8 protein-coding genes are annotated in these 17,469 nt (G+C 70.5%); 3 read left to right on the top strand and 5 right to left on the bottom strand.

Annotation, left to right across the window (positions count from 1 at the left end):
* Positions 1–9 precede the first annotated feature (9 nt).
* From drmB to ASE59_RS08480, 5 genes are all read right to left on the bottom strand, one after another.
* A complete protein-coding gene (gene drmB, locus ASE59_RS08495; RefSeq protein WP_056455049.1) occupies positions 10–1,869 on the bottom strand; it encodes a DUF1998 domain-containing protein in 1,860 nt (619 codons plus the stop codon).
* The gene (drmA, locus tag ASE59_RS08490; RefSeq protein ID WP_200913199.1) at positions 1,866–5,084 is read right to left on the bottom strand and encodes a DISARM system helicase DrmA; all 3,219 of its coding nucleotides are present in this window, start codon (positions 5,082–5,084) and stop codon (positions 1,866–1,868) included. The genes drmB and drmA overlap by 4 nt, the downstream gene beginning before the upstream one ends.
* 75 nt (positions 5,085–5,159) lie before the next feature.
* A complete protein-coding gene (locus tag ASE59_RS20220) occupies positions 5,160–5,315 on the bottom strand; it encodes a hypothetical protein (RefSeq protein ID WP_200913197.1) in 156 nt (51 codons plus the stop codon).
* Positions 5,312–9,145, bottom strand: coding sequence for an Eco57I restriction-modification methylase domain-containing protein (locus tag ASE59_RS08485; protein ID WP_235515699.1), 3,834 nt, complete (start codon positions 9,143–9,145; stop codon positions 5,312–5,314). Before ASE59_RS08485 ends, ASE59_RS20220 begins: the two co-directional genes overlap by 4 nt.
* Positions 9,142–12,126 carry a DISARM system SNF2-like helicase DrmD gene (locus ASE59_RS08480; RefSeq protein WP_056455046.1) on the bottom strand — a complete coding sequence of 995 codons (2,985 nt, stop codon included), beginning with the start codon at positions 12,124–12,126 and terminating at the stop codon, positions 9,142–9,144. Before ASE59_RS08480 ends, ASE59_RS08485 begins: the two co-directional genes overlap by 4 nt.
* A gap of 158 nt (positions 12,127–12,284) precedes the next feature.
* On the opposite strand from ASE59_RS08480, the gene ASE59_RS08475 reads away from it, so the two are divergent.
* From ASE59_RS08475 to ASE59_RS08465, 3 genes are all read left to right on the top strand, one after another.
* Positions 12,285–14,765, top strand: a complete 2,481-nt coding sequence (locus ASE59_RS08475; RefSeq protein WP_056455044.1) for a CRISPR-associated helicase/endonuclease Cas3 — start codon at positions 12,285–12,287, stop codon at positions 14,763–14,765.
* Positions 14,766–14,993: 228 nt separating this feature from the next.
* Positions 14,994–16,487: a permease gene (locus ASE59_RS08470; protein ID WP_235515698.1), complete on the top strand. Its 1,494-nt coding sequence runs from the start codon at positions 14,994–14,996 to the stop codon at positions 16,485–16,487.
* Positions 16,484–17,469 (top strand): serine hydrolase domain-containing protein (locus ASE59_RS08465; RefSeq protein WP_056455108.1); only part of this gene is annotated, 986 nt, incomplete at its 3' end. The genes ASE59_RS08470 and ASE59_RS08465, both read left to right, overlap by 4 nt.

Raw genomic sequence — 17,469 nt, 5'->3', positions numbered from 1 at the left:
AACGCGGGGTCATGCGTTGAACAACGCCGTCGCATCGGTCAGCACGGTCGGGGCGGTCAGCGCGCGGTCGAGGTAGAGGTTGCGCGCCTCGCAGCTGGTTTCGGCGACCAGCAGGCAGCTATGGCAGGCCGCGCCGCTCAGTGCGCGTTCGTCGGCATGGGCATCGGGATCGTGTTCGGCGCAGATCGGGTCGCCGCTGCACAGGGCCAGCCGGTCGAGCGCGCGTTCGGCAATGGCGCCGAGCCGCGGCAGCACCGCGACCAGCCCGCCCAGCGTCCCCTGCGTGCCGGTCGAGGCGGTGTAGAGCAGCAGGCCGAAGCGTTCCCCATCCTCGTCGACGATCGCGTAGAGCCGTTCCTTGAGCGCAGTCGCGGGATAGCCGCAGTCGAGCGCGATTTCGGTCATCAGCGCGTGGGAAAAGCCATGCATCGCATAATAAGCTAGGCCGGGGAAACGCAGCTTGTCGCCATAGGCCTGTCCGGCACGCCAGCGATCCCAGCCCGACAGCAATGCTTCGCCGCGCATCGCGACCGCCGGGCGGCACAGCCAGTCGCGGATCGCCTGTGGGTCGAAGCGCAGGAAGATGCCTTCGCCCAGTTGTTCGACGGCAGGCAGCCATTCGAGATCGACGGCGAGCGCGGCACCCTCGACCGCGATATGCAGTTCCTCCAGATCGCCGTCGATTGCGGTCGGGGCGGCTTCGAAGCGGGTGAAGCCATAGAGACAGGCGACCTCGCGCAGGCGGTGGACGGCGACGGCCGAGGCGATCGGCGACAGGCGCGGGCGGTCGCCATCCCATTGTTCGCGGCTCAGGGTGCGGGCGAACAGGCGGGCGTCGGGCGTATCGCTGCCGATGACGGGCAGGCCGGAGGCGAGGAGGTCGAATTCGGCGACCTTCGGCGCCTTTGCCATCGTCTGATGCCCGGTGCTGCGCAGTTGCGCGACACGGGCGACGACGTCGGCATCGCTCCAGCCGGCGAGTGCGGCGCGGAGCGCCGGGTTGGCGCGGCGGGCGATCGCCATCTCCGCTTCGCTGGTCACCCAGTCGATCGCGTCCATATGCGCCTCGACCAGACGGGTCAGTTCGTCCTCGCCGGCGGGCAGCGAGATGACGGTCAGCACCTGCGGGAAATAGGCGTTGGTCGCCGTGCGGGTCAGGAAGCGCAGATTCTCTCCGCAATCGGCATCGTCGGTCGGCAGCCATGGGCGACGGCCGCGACATTTGCCGAAGCGGCCATCGGCTTGCGCATCGCGCAGCGACAGCGCCGCACCGCATCCGCACATGATGCGGGTCGAGGCGGGATCGCCCGACGTGCCGCGTTCCTCCAGCCACAGCGGCTGCACGCAACGACCGGGCAGGTCGACATGCACGGCATAGGCCCAATCGATGTCCTGCAAATGCCCCTTGTGACAACCGGCGACGAAGCGGATCGGGGTCACCGCGAGGTGACGGCCGTCATCGTCGACCAGCTCCGCCCGCCCGCGCGGATTCAGGTCGCGCCAGCGGACCAGCCGGCGGCGCCGAACCTCGCCCAGTTCCTCGGCATCGCGGGCGACGAACCATGCGGGAAAGATGCGCGCCTCGATTCCCGGCGGTTCGCCGGGGCCGGTGCGGTTCTCGTCATGCACGGGCGGGGTGCGCAGCATCAGCCGTACGCCGTCGGCCAGCCGGCCGGTGCCCCGCAACAGCGTCTCCAGCACCGCCGCCGCGCGGGGTTCGTGGATCGGACGCCAACTGCCGCGTTCGCGCATGTGCCACAGGTCAAGTCCCCCGATGACGACCGAGCGTGTCGGCAGGTCGACCATCGCGCCGGGACCGAAGCCCAGCACCAGTTGCGACTGGCGCAGCGTCACCTTCTTGCCGGTCATGCCATGTCCCCCGCGCCACCGACCCGTTCGCCGGTCGGTCCGCGAGGCCGGACCAGCACCGCCGGCTCGACGTCGCGCATGCTCCAGCCGGCCTGGAACCGTTGATGGCCGGGCGACAGATTGTCCAGCACCGGGTCGAGCGGCGGATGGAGCAGGCGCTGCGGGCGGTCTTCGTAGGTGAAGCGTCCGCCGGCGCCGGTCTGTTCGGCGGCGATGGCGATCCAGTCGTCGAGCAGTTCCTCGATCGTCGCTGCCAGCCGGTCGCGGCCGCCATCGATGTCGGCGGGCGCGCGGTCGACCAGATACGCGACCACCGCCGCGCGGGTCGCCGGGGCGCCGGCGAGTGCCGCGACCGCGCCGGACGGGGTAAGTGCCGGATCGAGATGGCGAGCGATCGCGACCACGACCGCAGCCAGCGACCGGTCGAGCGCGCGCGCCGACCACGGCGTGACGCTGGTCGCCTCGACCGCGCGGTAGAAGGTGTCGTGGAAATGTTCGAAATGTTCGAAGTGCATGCGGTCGCGTGGGCGATGGATGTTCAACACGGCGACCACCAGTCCGGGGCGGGCCGGATTGCGGCCGACGCGGCTGGTCGCCTGGATATATTCCGCCGCGGTCTTTGGCTGGCCCTGCACCAGCATCAGTCCCAGCCGGTCGATGTCCAGCCCGACCGAGATCATGTTGGTCGCCAGCGCCACGTCGACCGGATCGACGCCGTCGAAGCCGGTTTCCAGCCGCCGCTTGGCCGCCGCGACCTGATCGGTCGACACGCGTGAGGTCAGTTCGACCGGTTCGCGCAGCATCCGGTCGCCGAACGGGCGGTCGACCGGCTCGATCCGCCGCCGCTGCGCGCCATAGCTGGCGAGGCGATTGGCGACCTCGTCCTCGACGATGCGGCGCGCACCGCCCAGTTCGCGCAGCGCGTTGAAATAGCACAGCGCGGTGCGATAGGCATCGGCGTCACCGCCATCGTCGGCCAGCCCCTGCGCCGCGCCGAGCAGGGTCACCAGCGCCTGCAGGAACACCAGTTTCGGCCCGCGCCCCGCCGCCGCGATGCCGACATACCAGCGGGCCGGATCGGCCGCGCTTTCGGGCCGTGTGCGCGCGAAGAAACTGTCGCGCCGGTCGATACCGGGCGGCGGAAAGATGCGCGTCTCACCCCGATCGAACAGCGCGCGGATCTGATCGCCCGCGCGGCGGACGGTGGCGGTCGAGGCGACGATCTTGGGCCGGACCCGCTGCCCGTCGACGATGCGGCTGGCGAGCCGGTCGATCGCCGCCTCGTACAGGCCGGCGACGGTGCCGAGCGGGCCGGAGATCAGATGCAGTTCGTCCTGCACGATCAGGTCGGGCGGATCGAGCCGGTGGCCGCCGTGCAGTGCCTGCCCCTTGCCGGGTTCGGCCGCGCCATAGAAACCGCTGGCATCGGCACGGTCGACATGGCCGAAAAAGGCGCCCGCCGCGCCGATCCATGGCAGCGCGGCGAATTTGTCGACCGTCGCGATCAGGAAGGCGGGCAGGCGGCGATAGATCGCCTCGTCCACCGTCACCACCGGGAGCGCGCGGTCGCCGGTGAACGGGCAGGCGAGATTGACGCAGCGCAGTTCGAGATTGGTCGGCGCGTCGGCATGGGGCACGCAGCGAAAGCTCTGCGGCGTGAAGGCGGTGCCGCACCACGGACACGCCTTGATCGGGGCGGGGGCGCGGCTGTCGCGACCACTGGTATAGGCGCGGACGCGGCGGACGGCGGTGCCGTCGCTCCTGTCGCCCTTGCGCCCCAGCCGGTTGGGGCTGGCGTCCGAACCGACCCAAAGCCCGATTTCGATCGGCCAGTCGCCCAGCAGCGGACGTCCGGCATCGTCGCGATAGTCCGGACCGGTGCGCAGCAGTTCGAGCGCGCAGACGAGGCCGGCGGCGCGGCCGAGCTGGTCGAGCGTCAACAGCCGCAGCGTATAGCGCATGATGACCGCCACGCCGGCGCCGAGCAGCCCGTCGCCCGACAACCGGCGCAGCGCGATGGTGAAAGCGGCGAGGCCCAGATACGCCTCGGTCTTGCCGCCGCCGGTCGGGAAGAACAGCAGGTCGGCAATCTCGCGGTCGCCATGGCGGCGATCGGCCATGCCGGTGAGGTTGAGCAGCAGGAAGGCGAGCTGGAACGGCCGCCATGCCGGTCCGACATCGCCCGGCCGGCGGGCACGGGTGGCGTCGGCGACGGCACGGTTGGCGATTCCGAACGCCTGTCGCACGCGCGCGTCGGCCGCCAGCAGGGCGATGCCGGCGGCGATCCGGTCGCGGGCCTCGTGCTGCGCGGCGATCAACGCGGCGGCGGTGCGGATGCGCTGCGGCGCTTCGGCGATGTCGTCGGCGCCGGCGGCGTGGTGCTGGTCGTCGGTCCAGTCGGCATAGGCGGCAATCAACGGGTGCAACGCCGCCTGTAACGCCGGCCCGTCGCCGCCTGCCAGTTCGGCCAAGCGGTCCATGGCGAACGGCACCGCATCGACGCCCGCCGCGACCGTCCGTTCGACCGATGCGCGTGGCAGGTGGGTGGTGTGAACCCGGCGGACCATGTCGTCCGCGTCGACGACATGCGCCGCCGCACAGCCGAGACCGGCGGCATAAGCCGCGCTGTCGCGATAATGGAGGTCCGCAAGCTGGTCGTCCCAATCGTCGCGGGCGATGCGCGACAGGTCGTACTGGGCGACGAACCCGGCGGCGCAATCGAGGGTGAGCCGCACCTGATAGGCATAGGCGAGGTCGCGGTAGCGCGATGGCGGTTCGTGCCGTTTGTTGACGAGGAACACCGTCACCACCTGTACCGCGCGCGTCGCGCCGCTTGGCAGTTTAAGTGCGAACGGCCGCGCCCGCACCGCAAGTTCGAGCGCGCCGCCGGGGCGCGCGGTGGCGGCGGTGCCGGGCAGGGGGTGGTGCGCGATCCCGACCGCCATCGGCGGCAGCGGCACGGTGATCGTGCAGCCGCGCGGCACGCGGCGCCAGCCGATCGGCTGTCCATGAGGTTCGCCGCCGCTTTCCAGCACGTTGGGCGGCAGCGGCGGTTCGGGGACGTAATCGCCCCAATCGACCCTCACATCGATCGAGGCGACGGCGGTATCGACCATCGTCGACAGGCCGATGCTGCTCGGCAGGAAGCGGCGACGGGCGGGCGGCGGATCGGGTTCGTCGTGATCGCCCGCCGCACCGCCCGCGCCGAACCCCATATCGTCGAACAGGATATTCTCGCTATCGTCGCTCTCCGCGTCGGCAGGAATGTCGGGATCGGCGGTCAGTTCGCCCTAGGGGGCGATGAAGCCGGCCAGATACCAGCGCGACGGGTTCTCGCCGGGCGGCAGTCGTTCAGCGGCGAGGTCGGCATCGTCCGGCTCGCACGGGCCGATCAGATTGCGCCGCAACCGCCGCACCAGTTCGGCGCGCACCCCGTCCGCGTTCATCGCATCCGCTCCATGCCCACGCGTTCCTCATTCAGTCGAAGCAGCCGCGCCAGCACCGCGTCGCGAAACGGCGCGGGCCAGAACAGGCGATGCCGGTAACGATGGTCGTCCTCGCCATCGGGTTCGAGCGGGACCGCTGTCGCCTCCGCGGCGAGATCGTCCCAGCCATAGGCGGCCAGCACCGTGCGATCGACCACCGCATGCAGGTGCCGCAACGTCACGATATCGTCGGCGGTATCGGCGGCGCGGTGGAAGCGGTTATAGGTCGGCGTCAGCCCCTCGCCCCGCACGACCATCATCGCCGCGCGGTGGTCGTGACAGGCACGGCCCGCCGCTTCGAGCGCGGCATCGCGGTCATGGTCGGGGGGCAGCGGGAAGGTGTCGAAACAGTCGGAGGGGGTGTAGCGCAGCCGATCCTCCAGCGTCGAGGCGAAGAACCGCGTCCAGACTTCGTGGACGCGCGATTGCAGCACCGCGAAGGAGCCGAAGCTGGGTAGGGCAAGCACCGCGAGGGTATTGCCGAACAGGCCGCCGGTCGGCACCCGCGCCAACGCCCAGTGCGGCGTCGCGGCGCAACTGGTCACCAGAACGTGCGACAGCCGGTCGATCGCCGCGTACAGGCCGGGTCGTGCTTCCTCGAACAACCACCAGTGATCGCGTGTCCGCGGGCGCGACACCGTGTCGCGATAGGGCTTGACGACGTCGCGCAGCAGCGCGACCAGCGCCGGATAACGATCGGTCGCCTGCGCCAGCGACAGGCCGGTCAGGTCGATCGCATGGCGGAAGGGCCGGTGCAGGGGATCGTTATAGACTTCCTCTCCCCCCAGGAACGGCCGGATCGCGGGAGCGGCGTCGGGATGATCGCGCAGCAGGCGGTCCATCGCAGCAAGGGTGTTGGCAGGACTGGCCGGCTTGTCGTGGCGGAACAGGAAGCCCGCGCCATAGACCTTGCTCCCTTCGAACACCTTGCCCGCATTGGCGCGCAGCTTTGACGGCGATCCGTCGAGATCGCCCTCCATCAGATAGGCCGAGATGCGGCGGACCGGTCGGCCGTCGAGTAGCGGCGGCGCATCGTCCGTCCCGCCGCGCCGGACGAAGACCTGCGCGACGACCACCGCCGCCTCCCCTTCCCAGACATGGCGGCTGACCGCGCGATCGATGACGCCACCGTCGCGCAGGATATGGGTCAGGCCGGTGTCGCGCGTATCGCCCTGCCGGATAGTGTTGGTCGCGATCAGACCGAAACTGCCGCCATGGCGCAGCAGGCTGAACGCGCGACGAAAGAAATGCGCCGCCAGATCGGCATTGCCGTGCGCGCCGGGATGCAGTGTTTTCAGCCAGTCGGGATAGGCGGCGGCATGGCCGGCGGCGATGGTGTTCTTGCCGGCAAAGGGCGGGTTGCCGATGATCGCGTCGAACCCCGGATTGGGGCGGGTGAACACGTCCTCGAACGCCAGTTCCCAATGAAAGCTGGCGATGCCGATCGGTGGAGCCCGCAACGCCGCCTGCCACGCCGCAAGTTGCGCCCAGCTCGCCGCGTTGGGGGCGAGTACGCATTGCTGCACCTCGGCCAGCCGCGCGTCGCGGTCGCGCGCGCCGGTGCCGGTGAAGAACGACCACAGAACCCCGTCGGCGACCAGCTGCGCGCGTTCGAGCGCGGTGGTCGCGGCGCGGTGGCGGCGTTCCTGCGCGGCATAGGGTGCGATCTCCGCCTCGCTGCGCATCAGCCGGCGCAGTTCGGCGGCGGCGTCGATGCCGTCGCGCACGATCGCCTCGACGAAACCGTGCTGCGCCGACACCCGGTTCCACGTCACCGCGACGATCCGGGGATTGGGCAGGCCGACCAGGCTGTCGCCGGCACGCAGGACCGCATCGAGAAACGTGAATTCATGCGCGCTGGCGAGCGTTTCCAGCCAGAGCGACAGCTTGGCGAGGTCGATCGCCAGCGGATTGCGATCGACGCCGCGCAGGCAATGTTGCGCGACGAGCCGCTTGGCATGGAGCAGTTCGTCCTCGTCGGCGGGAATGGTCGGGCGCTGCGCCGGCCAGCGGCTCCATGCGGCGACCAGCCGTTCGCCCAGTTGCCGGCACGCCTCGACCAGGAACGCGCCCGATCCGGCGGCGGGGTCGCAGACCTTCAGGTCGAGGACGTCGGCCGGGCCGGCATCGGCGCCGATCCGGGCAAAGGCGGGGGCGAGCGCATGGGCGACGATCGGCCGGGTCAGCGACGCCGGCGTGTAATGGCTGCCGGTACGGCGGCGTTCGTCGGTCGGTTGCAGGATCGGGGTGCCGGCTACGACCGGCCGGCTGCGGGGGCAGGCGCGACGGTCGGCGACGGGGGCAAGCGCGGCGGCAAGGCCCGCCGCATCCCCGGCCGACCGGATCGCGCGGGCGACGGGCGGGGCGAAACCGCCGCGTCCGGTCGTGGTCTTCAGCCGTTTCTCGCGCTCGCCGGGCGCCGTATGCGCCAGTGCGTCGAGATCGACCCAGACCGGCACCCGGTTGCCCTTGCCCGCGCGGATCGCCAGCGACGTGCCGGTCGCCCGCTCGACGGTGAAGCCCATGACCGTTTCGTACACCGACCCGATCTGTTCGACGCTGAGCGAGCGATAGGCGACGCGCTCCCCGCCCAGCATCAGCAGCCCGTCGAGCATACGCAGCACGCACCCGTCGCCGACCGGCAGCACCGTTTCGGGATCGTCGGGCGTATTGCGACCGAGCAGGAAGGGAAAGGCGTCCTCGCTGAACAGCTTGCCACCGCGTGCCTGCATGAAGCCGGACGGATGGCCGCGATCGACCAGCCGGAACAGCGCGATCAGCCGCCCCCATGCGCCACGCCGGTCGTCGATCGTGTCGGGGTAGAGCGCGGCATCCTCGCGCAGTCGCAGATGGAGCGCGCCGAGCGCATAACCCTGTTCGTACAGGGCCGCCGCCGCGCCGCCGGCAGCCGAGGGCATCAGCGCGCGATCCTCGGCATAGAGGATGAAGATCAACCGCAGCAGCACGGTCAGCAACGCTTCGTAGAGATGCTGCGGCCGGTCGGCGGCAAGCGTGCGGATCGGGTCCGGCGCGGCGGCGTCGAGACCGCGCAACAGTTCGTGCAGGCTGGCGAGCACCTGTCCGGCTAGGCGCGCCGACACATCGGCCTGCGCGGCGCGGCTTTCGGCGAGGAGCGCGGGCAGGCGGTGCGACGGCGGGCCGGTAAACAGCGCATGGGCATCGAGCAGCAGCTTCAGGCCGGCCAGCATCGCCCGCCCGCCGACACCGGCCAGTGCGTCCAGCGGCCAGCTCATATGCCCCGACACTTCGCCGCGCGGGGCGACGACCAGCCGCAGCAGGCGTTCGGTCGGCACGTCGTGACGACCGGTCTCGCGCACGCCGATCAACACGCCGGCCAGCACGCCGCTTTCACGCAGCAGCCGTTCGAAGCGTTGCTGCGCGGTCGCTTCCCATCCGTCGAGGGTCGCGCGCCGGTCGAGGATCACGTCGTCTATCCGCACCAGCAATTGCGGCGTGCCGTCGCCCGCCAGCACCGCGCCATGCGGTTCGAGCAGCGTGTCCTGTTCGGGAAACGCGATGCGCAGTGTGTCGGGCAGCGGCGGGCCGCCCGGCGCACCCGGCACCCGATCGGCGGGCCAGCCGAGCACGTCGTGGAAGAACCGCCACGGATCGCCATCGGCCAGCGCCTCGGCGACCAGTGCGGAATCGCGGGCATGTTGCGGGGTCGGCCACGCCCCGATCCGGGCGAGCGCGGCGGGGGCGACGACCAGCCCGACCGGCTGGAGATAGCCGATCCAGTCGTGCAGCCCCTCGGCATCGGCGCGGCTCATGCCGCCGGCCACAGATAGACGAGGCCGATCGGTTCGAGGCGGGTGGCATGGATGGTCGCGGCCCCGCGCAGCCGTGCGGGTTCGCGCACCAGTTCCTCGCCCAACCGGGTGGCGGCGCGTTCCCACGACCGGCGGTCGGCGGCGCGCTGCCGCGCCTCGGCCGGATCGAGCAGCAGGTCGAGCTGCCCGTCGTCGCTGCCGCGTTCGCGCCGGATGCGATCGATCCGTGCAGCGAGCAGCGTTTCCAGCCCGCGCGCTTCCGCCGCAGCGCGCCGGACGAGATCGCCGGCAACCCGCTCGCGCCGCGCGTCTGCGCGTTCGGTCAGGGGCGGGCGCAGGTCGGCGACGTCGCGCGCCGACCGGGCGGTGGCGCGGGCCGCGGTCTGGGGATCGGCATCCTCGGCGGTCCGCAGCGCCGCGATCAGTTCGTCGAGCACGCGCGCCTCCGCTTCGCGTCCTTCGGCCAGGACTCGTAGCGGACCGTCGTCGCGCCAGTCGGCGGCGACGCTCAACACCTCTTCATGCAGCCGGACCGCCTTCTGGCCATACAGCGCTAGTCGCCCGAGCAGGACGACGCGCGGCGATGGCGTGGCGGGGGTGCGGATGACGCAGGCGCGCTCCAGCCCCTGACGGAACCCCGCCGACACGAATTGGCTGAGCAGGCGGCGGACCAATCGGTGTTCGAGATGCAGTTGCACGACATCGCCCGCGTCGCGCCCGTCAGGCAGGATCGCGGGAGCGAAGCTGACCCGCCGGACCATCGCATCGGCGCGCCATTCGCCGGGGCGTTCGCCGGGTTTGGGCGGGCGGGTGCGCAGATCGTCGAGCAGTGGTGCCCAGCTGGGATCGTGGGCCAACCGGGCCTCGTCCAGCGCGAAGACCGGTGTCGTGCCGACCGTCGCCGGTCCCCAGCCGCCGCCCGAACGCGAAAGCGCCAGATCGACCACCGACTGTAATTCATGCGGATCGACGCCGACCCGATCGCGCGCCTTGTCGAGTGCGGTCGCCAGATCCGCCTGTTCGCGCCGCAACCGTGCCAGCCGTGCCTCGGCCCCGTCGCCCAGATCGTGCACCGCCGCGCGCACCCGTTCGTCGGCCTGCGCATCGCGGATACGATCGGCCAGCGTCGCCGCCGCCGCCCGGTCGATTCCGCCACCGGCCAGCCGTTCGGCAATGCGGTCGCCCAACACCTGTCCGGCCGACCCCAGCTGCCGCCGGATCAATTCGGTCTTGCGCACCAGCGCGTCGAGCACGACGTCCTCGGGCCGCTGGGCATAGACGAAATAGCGACAGGTGACGTTGTCGCCGGGTTGCAGCTTGCGGTCGATCCGCCCGTTGCGCTGTTCCAGCCGCGACGGATTCCACGGCAGGTCGACATGGATCAGGTCGTGGCATTGCGCCTGCAGGTTGATGCCCTCGCGGGCGGCATCGGTGCAGATCAGGATGCGTAACGGATCGGCGGGATCGTTGAAGGCGCGCTTCACGTCCTCGCGCCGTTCGGTCGAGGTCATGCCGGTGAAGCTGTCGATCCGCCGCGCCTCATGACGGTCGGCGGGGTCGAGCAGGACCGACAATTGCCGCTGCAACCAGCGGCGCGTATCCTCATATTCGGTGAACAGGATCAGTCGGCGGTCGCGCCACCGCCCGTCGCCGTCGAGCAGATGCGCGCGTGCCCAGTCGAGGATCCAGCGTATCCGCGCATCTACCGCCTCCGGCATCGTCCGGTCCAGCCCGTCCAGATGCACGCGCAACGTCCGCGCGAACGCCGGGATCGACGACAGCAACCGCTGCTGCAACCCGACGAAGCCCAGCCGCGCGCGTGCCGCCTGCGCGCCGGGCAGCGCCGCGGTCCGCGCCTCGCGAAGGACGCGATAGTCGGCGAGCATCCTGGCCAGTACCAGTTCGGGCGCGTCGGCGGGCAGGTCGTCCAGCACCACCGGTTCGACCACCCGCTCCGGAAACGCCTCGCCCAGCGCGCGCAGGTCGCTTTTCAACCGGCGCACCATCACCGGTTCGAGATCGGCGGGCCGCACCGGCACGCCACGCGTGAAACGCTGCGGATCGAGCAGTTCGAGCAGTGTCGCGAAGCTGTTGGCATGGCCGTTATGCGGCGTCGCCGACAGGAACAGGCGATGTTCGAACCGGTCGGACAGGTCGCGCAACGCACGCGTGAACTGGCTTTCGATCGCATAGCGCCCGCCGCCCGCCGGGGCGGCATGATGCGCCTCGTCGAGGATCAGCAGCGATCGCGCACGAAAGCCGCCGAGCAGGTCGCGCAAGCCCGCGACATAGGCTTCGTCGCCCAGCAGCCGGTGCGACAGGATGAAGCGCGACCCCGCCGCCCACGGATTGGCGCCATAGCCACGCCGCCGCCGGAGCGCCTTCAGATACGCGGCATCGACGATGTCGAAGGCGAGGCCGAACTTGCTTTGCAATTCGTCGCGCCATTGCAGCGTCATCGCCGCCGGTGCCAGTACCACCGTGTAATCGACCCGACGCCGGAGCAGCAGTTCGCGCAGGACCAGCCCGGCCTCGACCGTCTTTCCCAAGCCGACATCGTCGGCGATCAGCAGGTTGACGCGCGGCAGCCGCAACGCCTTGCGCAAGGGGAGTAGCTGGTACGGGTCGAGGCGGATGCCGGCGCGGAACGGCGCCTGGAACAGGTCGCGTTCGGCGGCGGTCGCGGTGCGCCAGCGGACGGTGCGCAGATAGGCGGAAAAGCTCGCCGCATCGCCGCCGCCGCGTGCCAGTGCGTCCCACGCCTCTTCGTCATGCAGCCGGGCGTCGACTTCGGCGCTCCACAGGATGCGCGCTTCCTCGCCACTGGCATCGTCGTCGATACAGGCGAGCAGATGGCCGTCGAGCGGCCCGTCGGGTTCGGCCTCGACCATCCATAGCCGGCCGCGCAGCGACACGAACTGCCCGACCCCCGGCGGTCCGGCGCGCGCGGGTGCGCGGCCGGTGGATTGCGTATCGGCCATGCGAACCCGCCCCCTTTCCTGCGCACCAGACTGCGCGGCGGCGGTCGCGGTGCCAACGAGGGTTGCGTCCGCTTTGCTTGGCGTGTTCCTCCGTTTCGGATCATTTGCGGGGTGCGTCGGGCGCGAACCGGTGCAGGATGGGCGGGCGGGGGAAGGCTATGGGCGACGTCTGGGCAAAGCTGGCGCGGGATGCGGACGGACGGGTTACGGCGGCGCTGCCGCTCGTCGACCATTGCCTCGATGTCGGTGCGGCGATGGCGGCGGTGCTGCCGGCATGGCTCCCTGCGCTGGAGGCGGCGGCGGGGCGGCCATTGACGCCGCAGGATATCGCGCGGCTGGCGGTGCTGGCGGCGCTGCACGATCTGGGCAAGGCCAATCGCGGGTTTCAGGCGCGGATCGATCCGAAACGCGCGGCCATCGGCCATACCGGCCCGGTCGCATCGCTGCTGCTGCATTCGAAACTCAAACAGGGGGCGGCGGCGCAGGCTGTCCACGCGATGCTCGCCGACTGGGGCGCGACCGAGCATTTCGCGGCGGTGATGGCGCATCACGGCCGGCCGCTCGATGCGTTCGCCTGTCCGCCCGACTCCGCTCACTGGATGCCGTTCACGAAATACTGGATGCCGGAGCAGGGGCATGATTCCGCCGCCGACGTCCTGCCGGTCATCGCCGCCGTCCGCGATCGCTGGCCGTTGGCGTGGGAAACCGGCGCGCCCTTGCCGCAGGCGCCGCGCTTCGTCGCGCTGTTCGCGGGACTGGTGACGCTGGCCGACTGGCTGGGGTCCGACAGCCGGCGCTTCCCGATCGAGGGGCCGTATGGCGCGGAGCGCGGCGAATTGCGCGATCGCGAGGCGTCGGCAGCGGCCATCGCACGCGGGCTGGTGCCGACGGATACCCCGCCCGGCGATTTCCGGGCGGCGTTCGGCACGGACCCCTACGCCTTTCAGACACAGGCCGCCACCGACGATCTCGGCCCCGTCGCGCTGATCGAGGCGGAGACGGGATCGGGCAAGACCGAGGCGGCGCTGTGGCGCTGGATCGAACTGCGGCGGCGGGGGCGGGTCGATGGGTTGTTCTTCGCGCTGCCGACCCGGTCGGCGGCGGTGCAGTTGCACGGCCGCGTGAACGCCATGCTGCGAGCCGTCTGGGGTGACGGCGCGCCGGAAGCGGTGCTGGCGGTGCCGGGCTATCTGAAGGCTGGCGACGCGACCGGGCAGGCGTTGCCCGACTATGCCGTCCGTTGGGACAAGGGCGAGGACGGCGCGGCCCCCGATGCGCGCTGGGCGGCGGAGCGGGCCAATCGCTTCCTTGCCGCGCGGGTCGCGGTGGGAACGATCGATCAGGCGCTGCTCGCCACGCTGCCGGTACGCCATGCGCTGTTCCGCGCATCGGTGCTGGCGCGCAGCCTGCTGGTCGTCGACGAGGTCCATGCGTCGGACGCCTATATGGCCGGGCTGCTCGACCGGTTGCTGACCCAGCATCGGGCAGTCGGCGGTCACGCGTTGCTCCTGTCGGCGACGCTGGGGGCGGAGGCGCGGGCGCGGCTGTTGCGCCAGCCCAGGGCACCCCGCGACGAGGCGGTGGCGGTGCCGTACCCGGCGCTGTCGGGCGGCGATACCGTACGCGGTGTCGTTGGGGCGGGGCGCGAGAAGCAGGTGCGGATCGAGACGTCGGGGGCGATCGACGATCCGCTCGCCATTGCCGAACGCGCGGTGGCGGCGGCGCGCGCCGGGGCGGCGGTGCTGGTGGTGCGCAACAGCGTCGGCGGCGCGATCGCCGTGGCGCAGGCGGTGGCGGCAATGGTCGACGATCTTGCCTTCAAGGTCGGCGACGTCGCGACGCTGCACCATGGCCGGTTCGCGCCCGACGACCGGGAATTGCTCGACAAGGCGGTGGAGGCGGCGTTCGGCAAGGACCGCAAGTCCGGTGGTCGGGTGCTGGTCGGCACGCAGACGCTGGAGCAATCGCTCGATATCGATGCCGATCTGCTCATCACCGATCTGGCGCCGATCGACGTACTGTTGCAGCGGATCGGGCGGCTGCATCGTCACGTTCGCGAACGTGGTGCCTTTGCCGAGGCGCGGGTCGTGGTGCTGCGGCCGGCCGAGCGCGACCTGACGCCGTTGCTGGCGCGCAAGGTGGGGTTTCACGGGCTGGGCGGCCATGTCTATCCCAATCTCGTCCAGCTCGAAGCGACGCTGCGCCGGATCGAGGAGACGCCCGACATCGTCATCCCGCGCGACAATCGCCGGCTGGTCGAAGGGGCGCTGCACCCGCAAGCGCTGGCTGAGGTCGAGCGCGATCTGGGGACGGCGTGGCAGAACCATGGTGCCGAGCGATCGGGCGGGGTGTCCGCCGCCGCCCAGACCGCCGCACAGGTTGCGCTCGACCTGTCGCAGCGCTTTACCGAACTCGATTGGGGCAATGCGGAGGCGGCGGTGACCCGGCTGGGCGGGCGCGACCTGCTGATCGATCTCGACCCGCCGTTGGCGGGACCGTTCGGCAAGCCCGTTTGGCGGATGCGGGTGCCGCACTGGATGGCAGGCGGGGCAACCACGATCGAGCGCGACGGGGCGACCGGCTTGCGGCTCGGCGACCGGGTGCTCCGCTATGATCAGTGGGGTTTGCGACAGGGGTAGGGCCGATCGACCTTCGAGGACGATCGCGAACTTCCGTCATTCCCGCGCAGGCAGGAATCCATAACCGCTGACGTTTCGGCCGGATTCGCGACACTGGCGCATATGGACTACCGCCTTCGCGGGAGTGACGACAGAAGATAGAGCAGTCATCTGCTGTAGATCCATGGCCCCGGTTGACGTACCCCTGCGATCGTCGGAGGTTCGGGCTTTACCACCACCGGAGCCGCCATGACCGCATCCGCCGCTGCCGCGGCCCCATCGCATTCGACGCTGCCGGGGCGCCGCGCGATGCTGGTCTATGGGTTGCTGGGCTTTGCCGCCGGCCTGCCCTTCTATATGTTTTCGACGGTGCTGGTCCTGCGGTTGCAGGCGCATGGCGTGGCGCTGACCATGCTCGGCTTCTTTGCGTGGGTGCAGTTGCTGCCGACGCTGAAGTTCGTGTGGGCGCCGCTGCTCGACCGCTATGACGTGCCGGGGTTTGCGCGCTTCTGGGGGAAAAGGCGCGGGTGGATCATGCTGGCGCAGATGGGCATCGTCACTGCGATGGCGGCGATGGCGTGGACGTCCGACGACGCCAGCCTGCCGCTGACCGCGTTGTTCGCGGTGCTGCTCGCCTTCTGGACCACGACGCTGGAGGTGGCGGCGGATGCGTGGCGGATCGAACTGTTCCCGACACAGGACCAGCAGGGACCGATCGTCGCCGCGAACCTGTGGGGGTATCGCAGCGCGATGGTCGCGGCGGGCAGTGGGGCGCTGTTGCTGGCCGACAGCGGCGGGTGGGCGCTGGCCTATCTGGCGATTGCGGTGGCGGCGTTTCTGCCGTTCCCGATCCTTGCGGCGATGCGGCCGGAGGACGGGCGCGGCGGCGGGCGGATGGTGGCGCTCATGACTGGGGTGTTGGGCGGAGCGGCGATCCTGAGCATCGTGGCGGCGGTGACGGCGGCGGTCGGCTATCTGCTGTTACAGGCGGCTGCGTCGATCGGCATCGAAGCGAAGAGCAACGTGACGCCATGGGTGCTGGGGCTGTGCATGGTGCCGTTCCTCGCCATGGCGGCGGCGCTGCCCTGGATCCGCAAGGCACCGCCGACCGCGCCGATCCGCACCTCGACCGCGATCGGGCCGTATGTCGATTTCTTCTGGCGATATCAGTATGCCGCGCTCCTGCTGATGGCGTTCGTGTCGCTGTACCGGATGGGCGACGTGCTGGCGCTGAACCTGTCCAAGCCGATGATCAAGGAACTGGGCTATACGCTCAGCCAGATCGGGCGGGCGGATGGTGCGGTCGCGCTGGTGGCGAGCATGGTCGGGGTGGGCCTTGGCGGCTGGATGGTGACGCGGCGGCCGATGGCATGGGCGCTGGCGGTGGGGGCGGTGGTCGCGGGGATCGGCAATTTCGGCTTCGTCTGGCTGGCGCACCGGCAAGTGAGCGAGGGCGTGTTATATGTCGCGACCGCGCTCGACCAGTTCGGCAACGGGTTCGCGGGCGCGGTGTTCGTCGTCTATCTCTCGCTGCTGGTGAACCCGCGCTATCCGGGCGCGCAATATGCGTTCCTGACCGGCTTTGCGTTCCTGTTGCCGCGAATGCTGGCAGGCGCTGGGGGATCGATGGTCGGGGTGATCGGCTATGACGGGTTCTTCCTGCTGTCGGGGGCGGTCAGCCTTGCCGCCATCCCGTTCCTGCCGGTGCTGGCGAAGATCCGCGCGCGGGCGGACGACGCATGATCGACCGGGCGTTTTCGGAAGCGGAACGGTATGTCGGGGAAGGGCGGATACCGGGGGCGACGCTCGGCATCGTCACCGCCGATGGCACATGGTCGGTGCGCGTCGCCGGCCTCGCCCAGCGCGTGCCGGTGGTCGAGCCGCTGACCCGCGAGCACTGGTTCGATCTGGCGTCGGTCAGCAAGGTGATTGCGACCACCCGCTTCGTCCTGCAACTGGCGGACGAAGGGCGCATCGACCTCGACCGGCCGTTGACCGACGCCATCCCCGACCTGCGGCAATATGATGTGGCCGGCGCGGCGGAGCGGTGGCTGACGTTCCGCGACTGTCTGGTCCATCGCACCTTCCTGCCCGCGGTCGAGCCGATCTATACCTATGGCGACGATCCGGCGCGATTGCGGGCGTTCGTGCTCCAGCGCGAGTGGCGACAAGGGCCGCCGGTCTATTCGGACATCAATTTCATCCTGTTGGGGATCGCGGTCGAACGGATCATCGGCGCCGGGCTGGAGACGCTGCCGCTCGGGCCGGGCCTGAGCTGGGGGCCGCCGCCCGGACCGGCGGTCGCGACCGAGCATTGCTCGTGGCGCGGACGGGTGCTGAAGGGCGAGGTGCATGACGAGAATTGCTTCGCGATGGGCGGGCGGACCGGTCACGCCGGGCTGTTCGGGACCGTCGATGGCGTGCTCGATTTCGCGTTGGGCCTGCTCGACGGGACGGGGGCGTCGGCGGCGATGCTGGATGCGATCCGGACGCCGGTTCAGGGGCACCGGACGGCGGGGTGGGAGAACCGCTTTCCCGGTTGGTCGGGGGGGAAGGCATGTTCGGCGGCGACGATCGGGCATACCGGCTTTACCGGCACCGGGCTGTGGATCGATTTCGAGCGGGGGCTGGCGTGGACGCTGCTGACCAACCGGGTGCATCCGACGCGGCATGTCGACAGCGGGATTTTCGAATTGCGGCCGACGACGGGCGATGCGGTGGTAGC

The organism is Sphingomonas sp. Leaf10 (genome assembly GCF_001421245.1).
GTDB lineage: Bacteria > Pseudomonadota > Alphaproteobacteria > Sphingomonadales > Sphingomonadaceae > Sphingomonas.
The sequence above is the reverse complement of the archived record's forward strand: the minus strand, read 5'-3'. Positions and strand labels throughout refer to the sequence as shown.

Excerpts from the sequence above, each read along its gene's own strand:
- ASE59_RS08480 (WP_056455046.1), bottom strand. The coding sequence starts at position 12,126 with ATGGCCGATACGCAATCCACCGGCCGCGCACCCGCGCGCGCCGGACCG.
- ASE59_RS08475 (WP_056455044.1), top strand. The coding sequence starts at position 12,285 with ATGGGCGACGTCTGGGCAAAGCTGGCGCGGGATGCGGACGGACGGGTT.
- drmB (WP_056455049.1), bottom strand. The coding sequence starts at position 1,869 with ATGACCGGCAAGAAGGTGACGCTGCGCCAGTCGCAACTGGTGCTGGGC.
- drmA (WP_200913199.1), bottom strand. The coding sequence starts at position 5,084 with ATGGGGTTCGGCGCGGGCGGTGCGGCGGGCGATCACGACGAACCCGAT.
- ASE59_RS08485 (WP_235515699.1), bottom strand. The coding sequence starts at position 9,145 with ATGAGCCGCGCCGATGCCGAGGGGCTGCACGACTGGATCGGCTATCTC.
- ASE59_RS20220 (WP_200913197.1), bottom strand. The coding sequence starts at position 5,315 with ATGAACGCGGACGGGGTGCGCGCCGAACTGGTGCGGCGGTTGCGGCGC.
- ASE59_RS08470 (WP_235515698.1), top strand. The coding sequence starts at position 14,994 with ATGACCGCATCCGCCGCTGCCGCGGCCCCATCGCATTCGACGCTGCCG.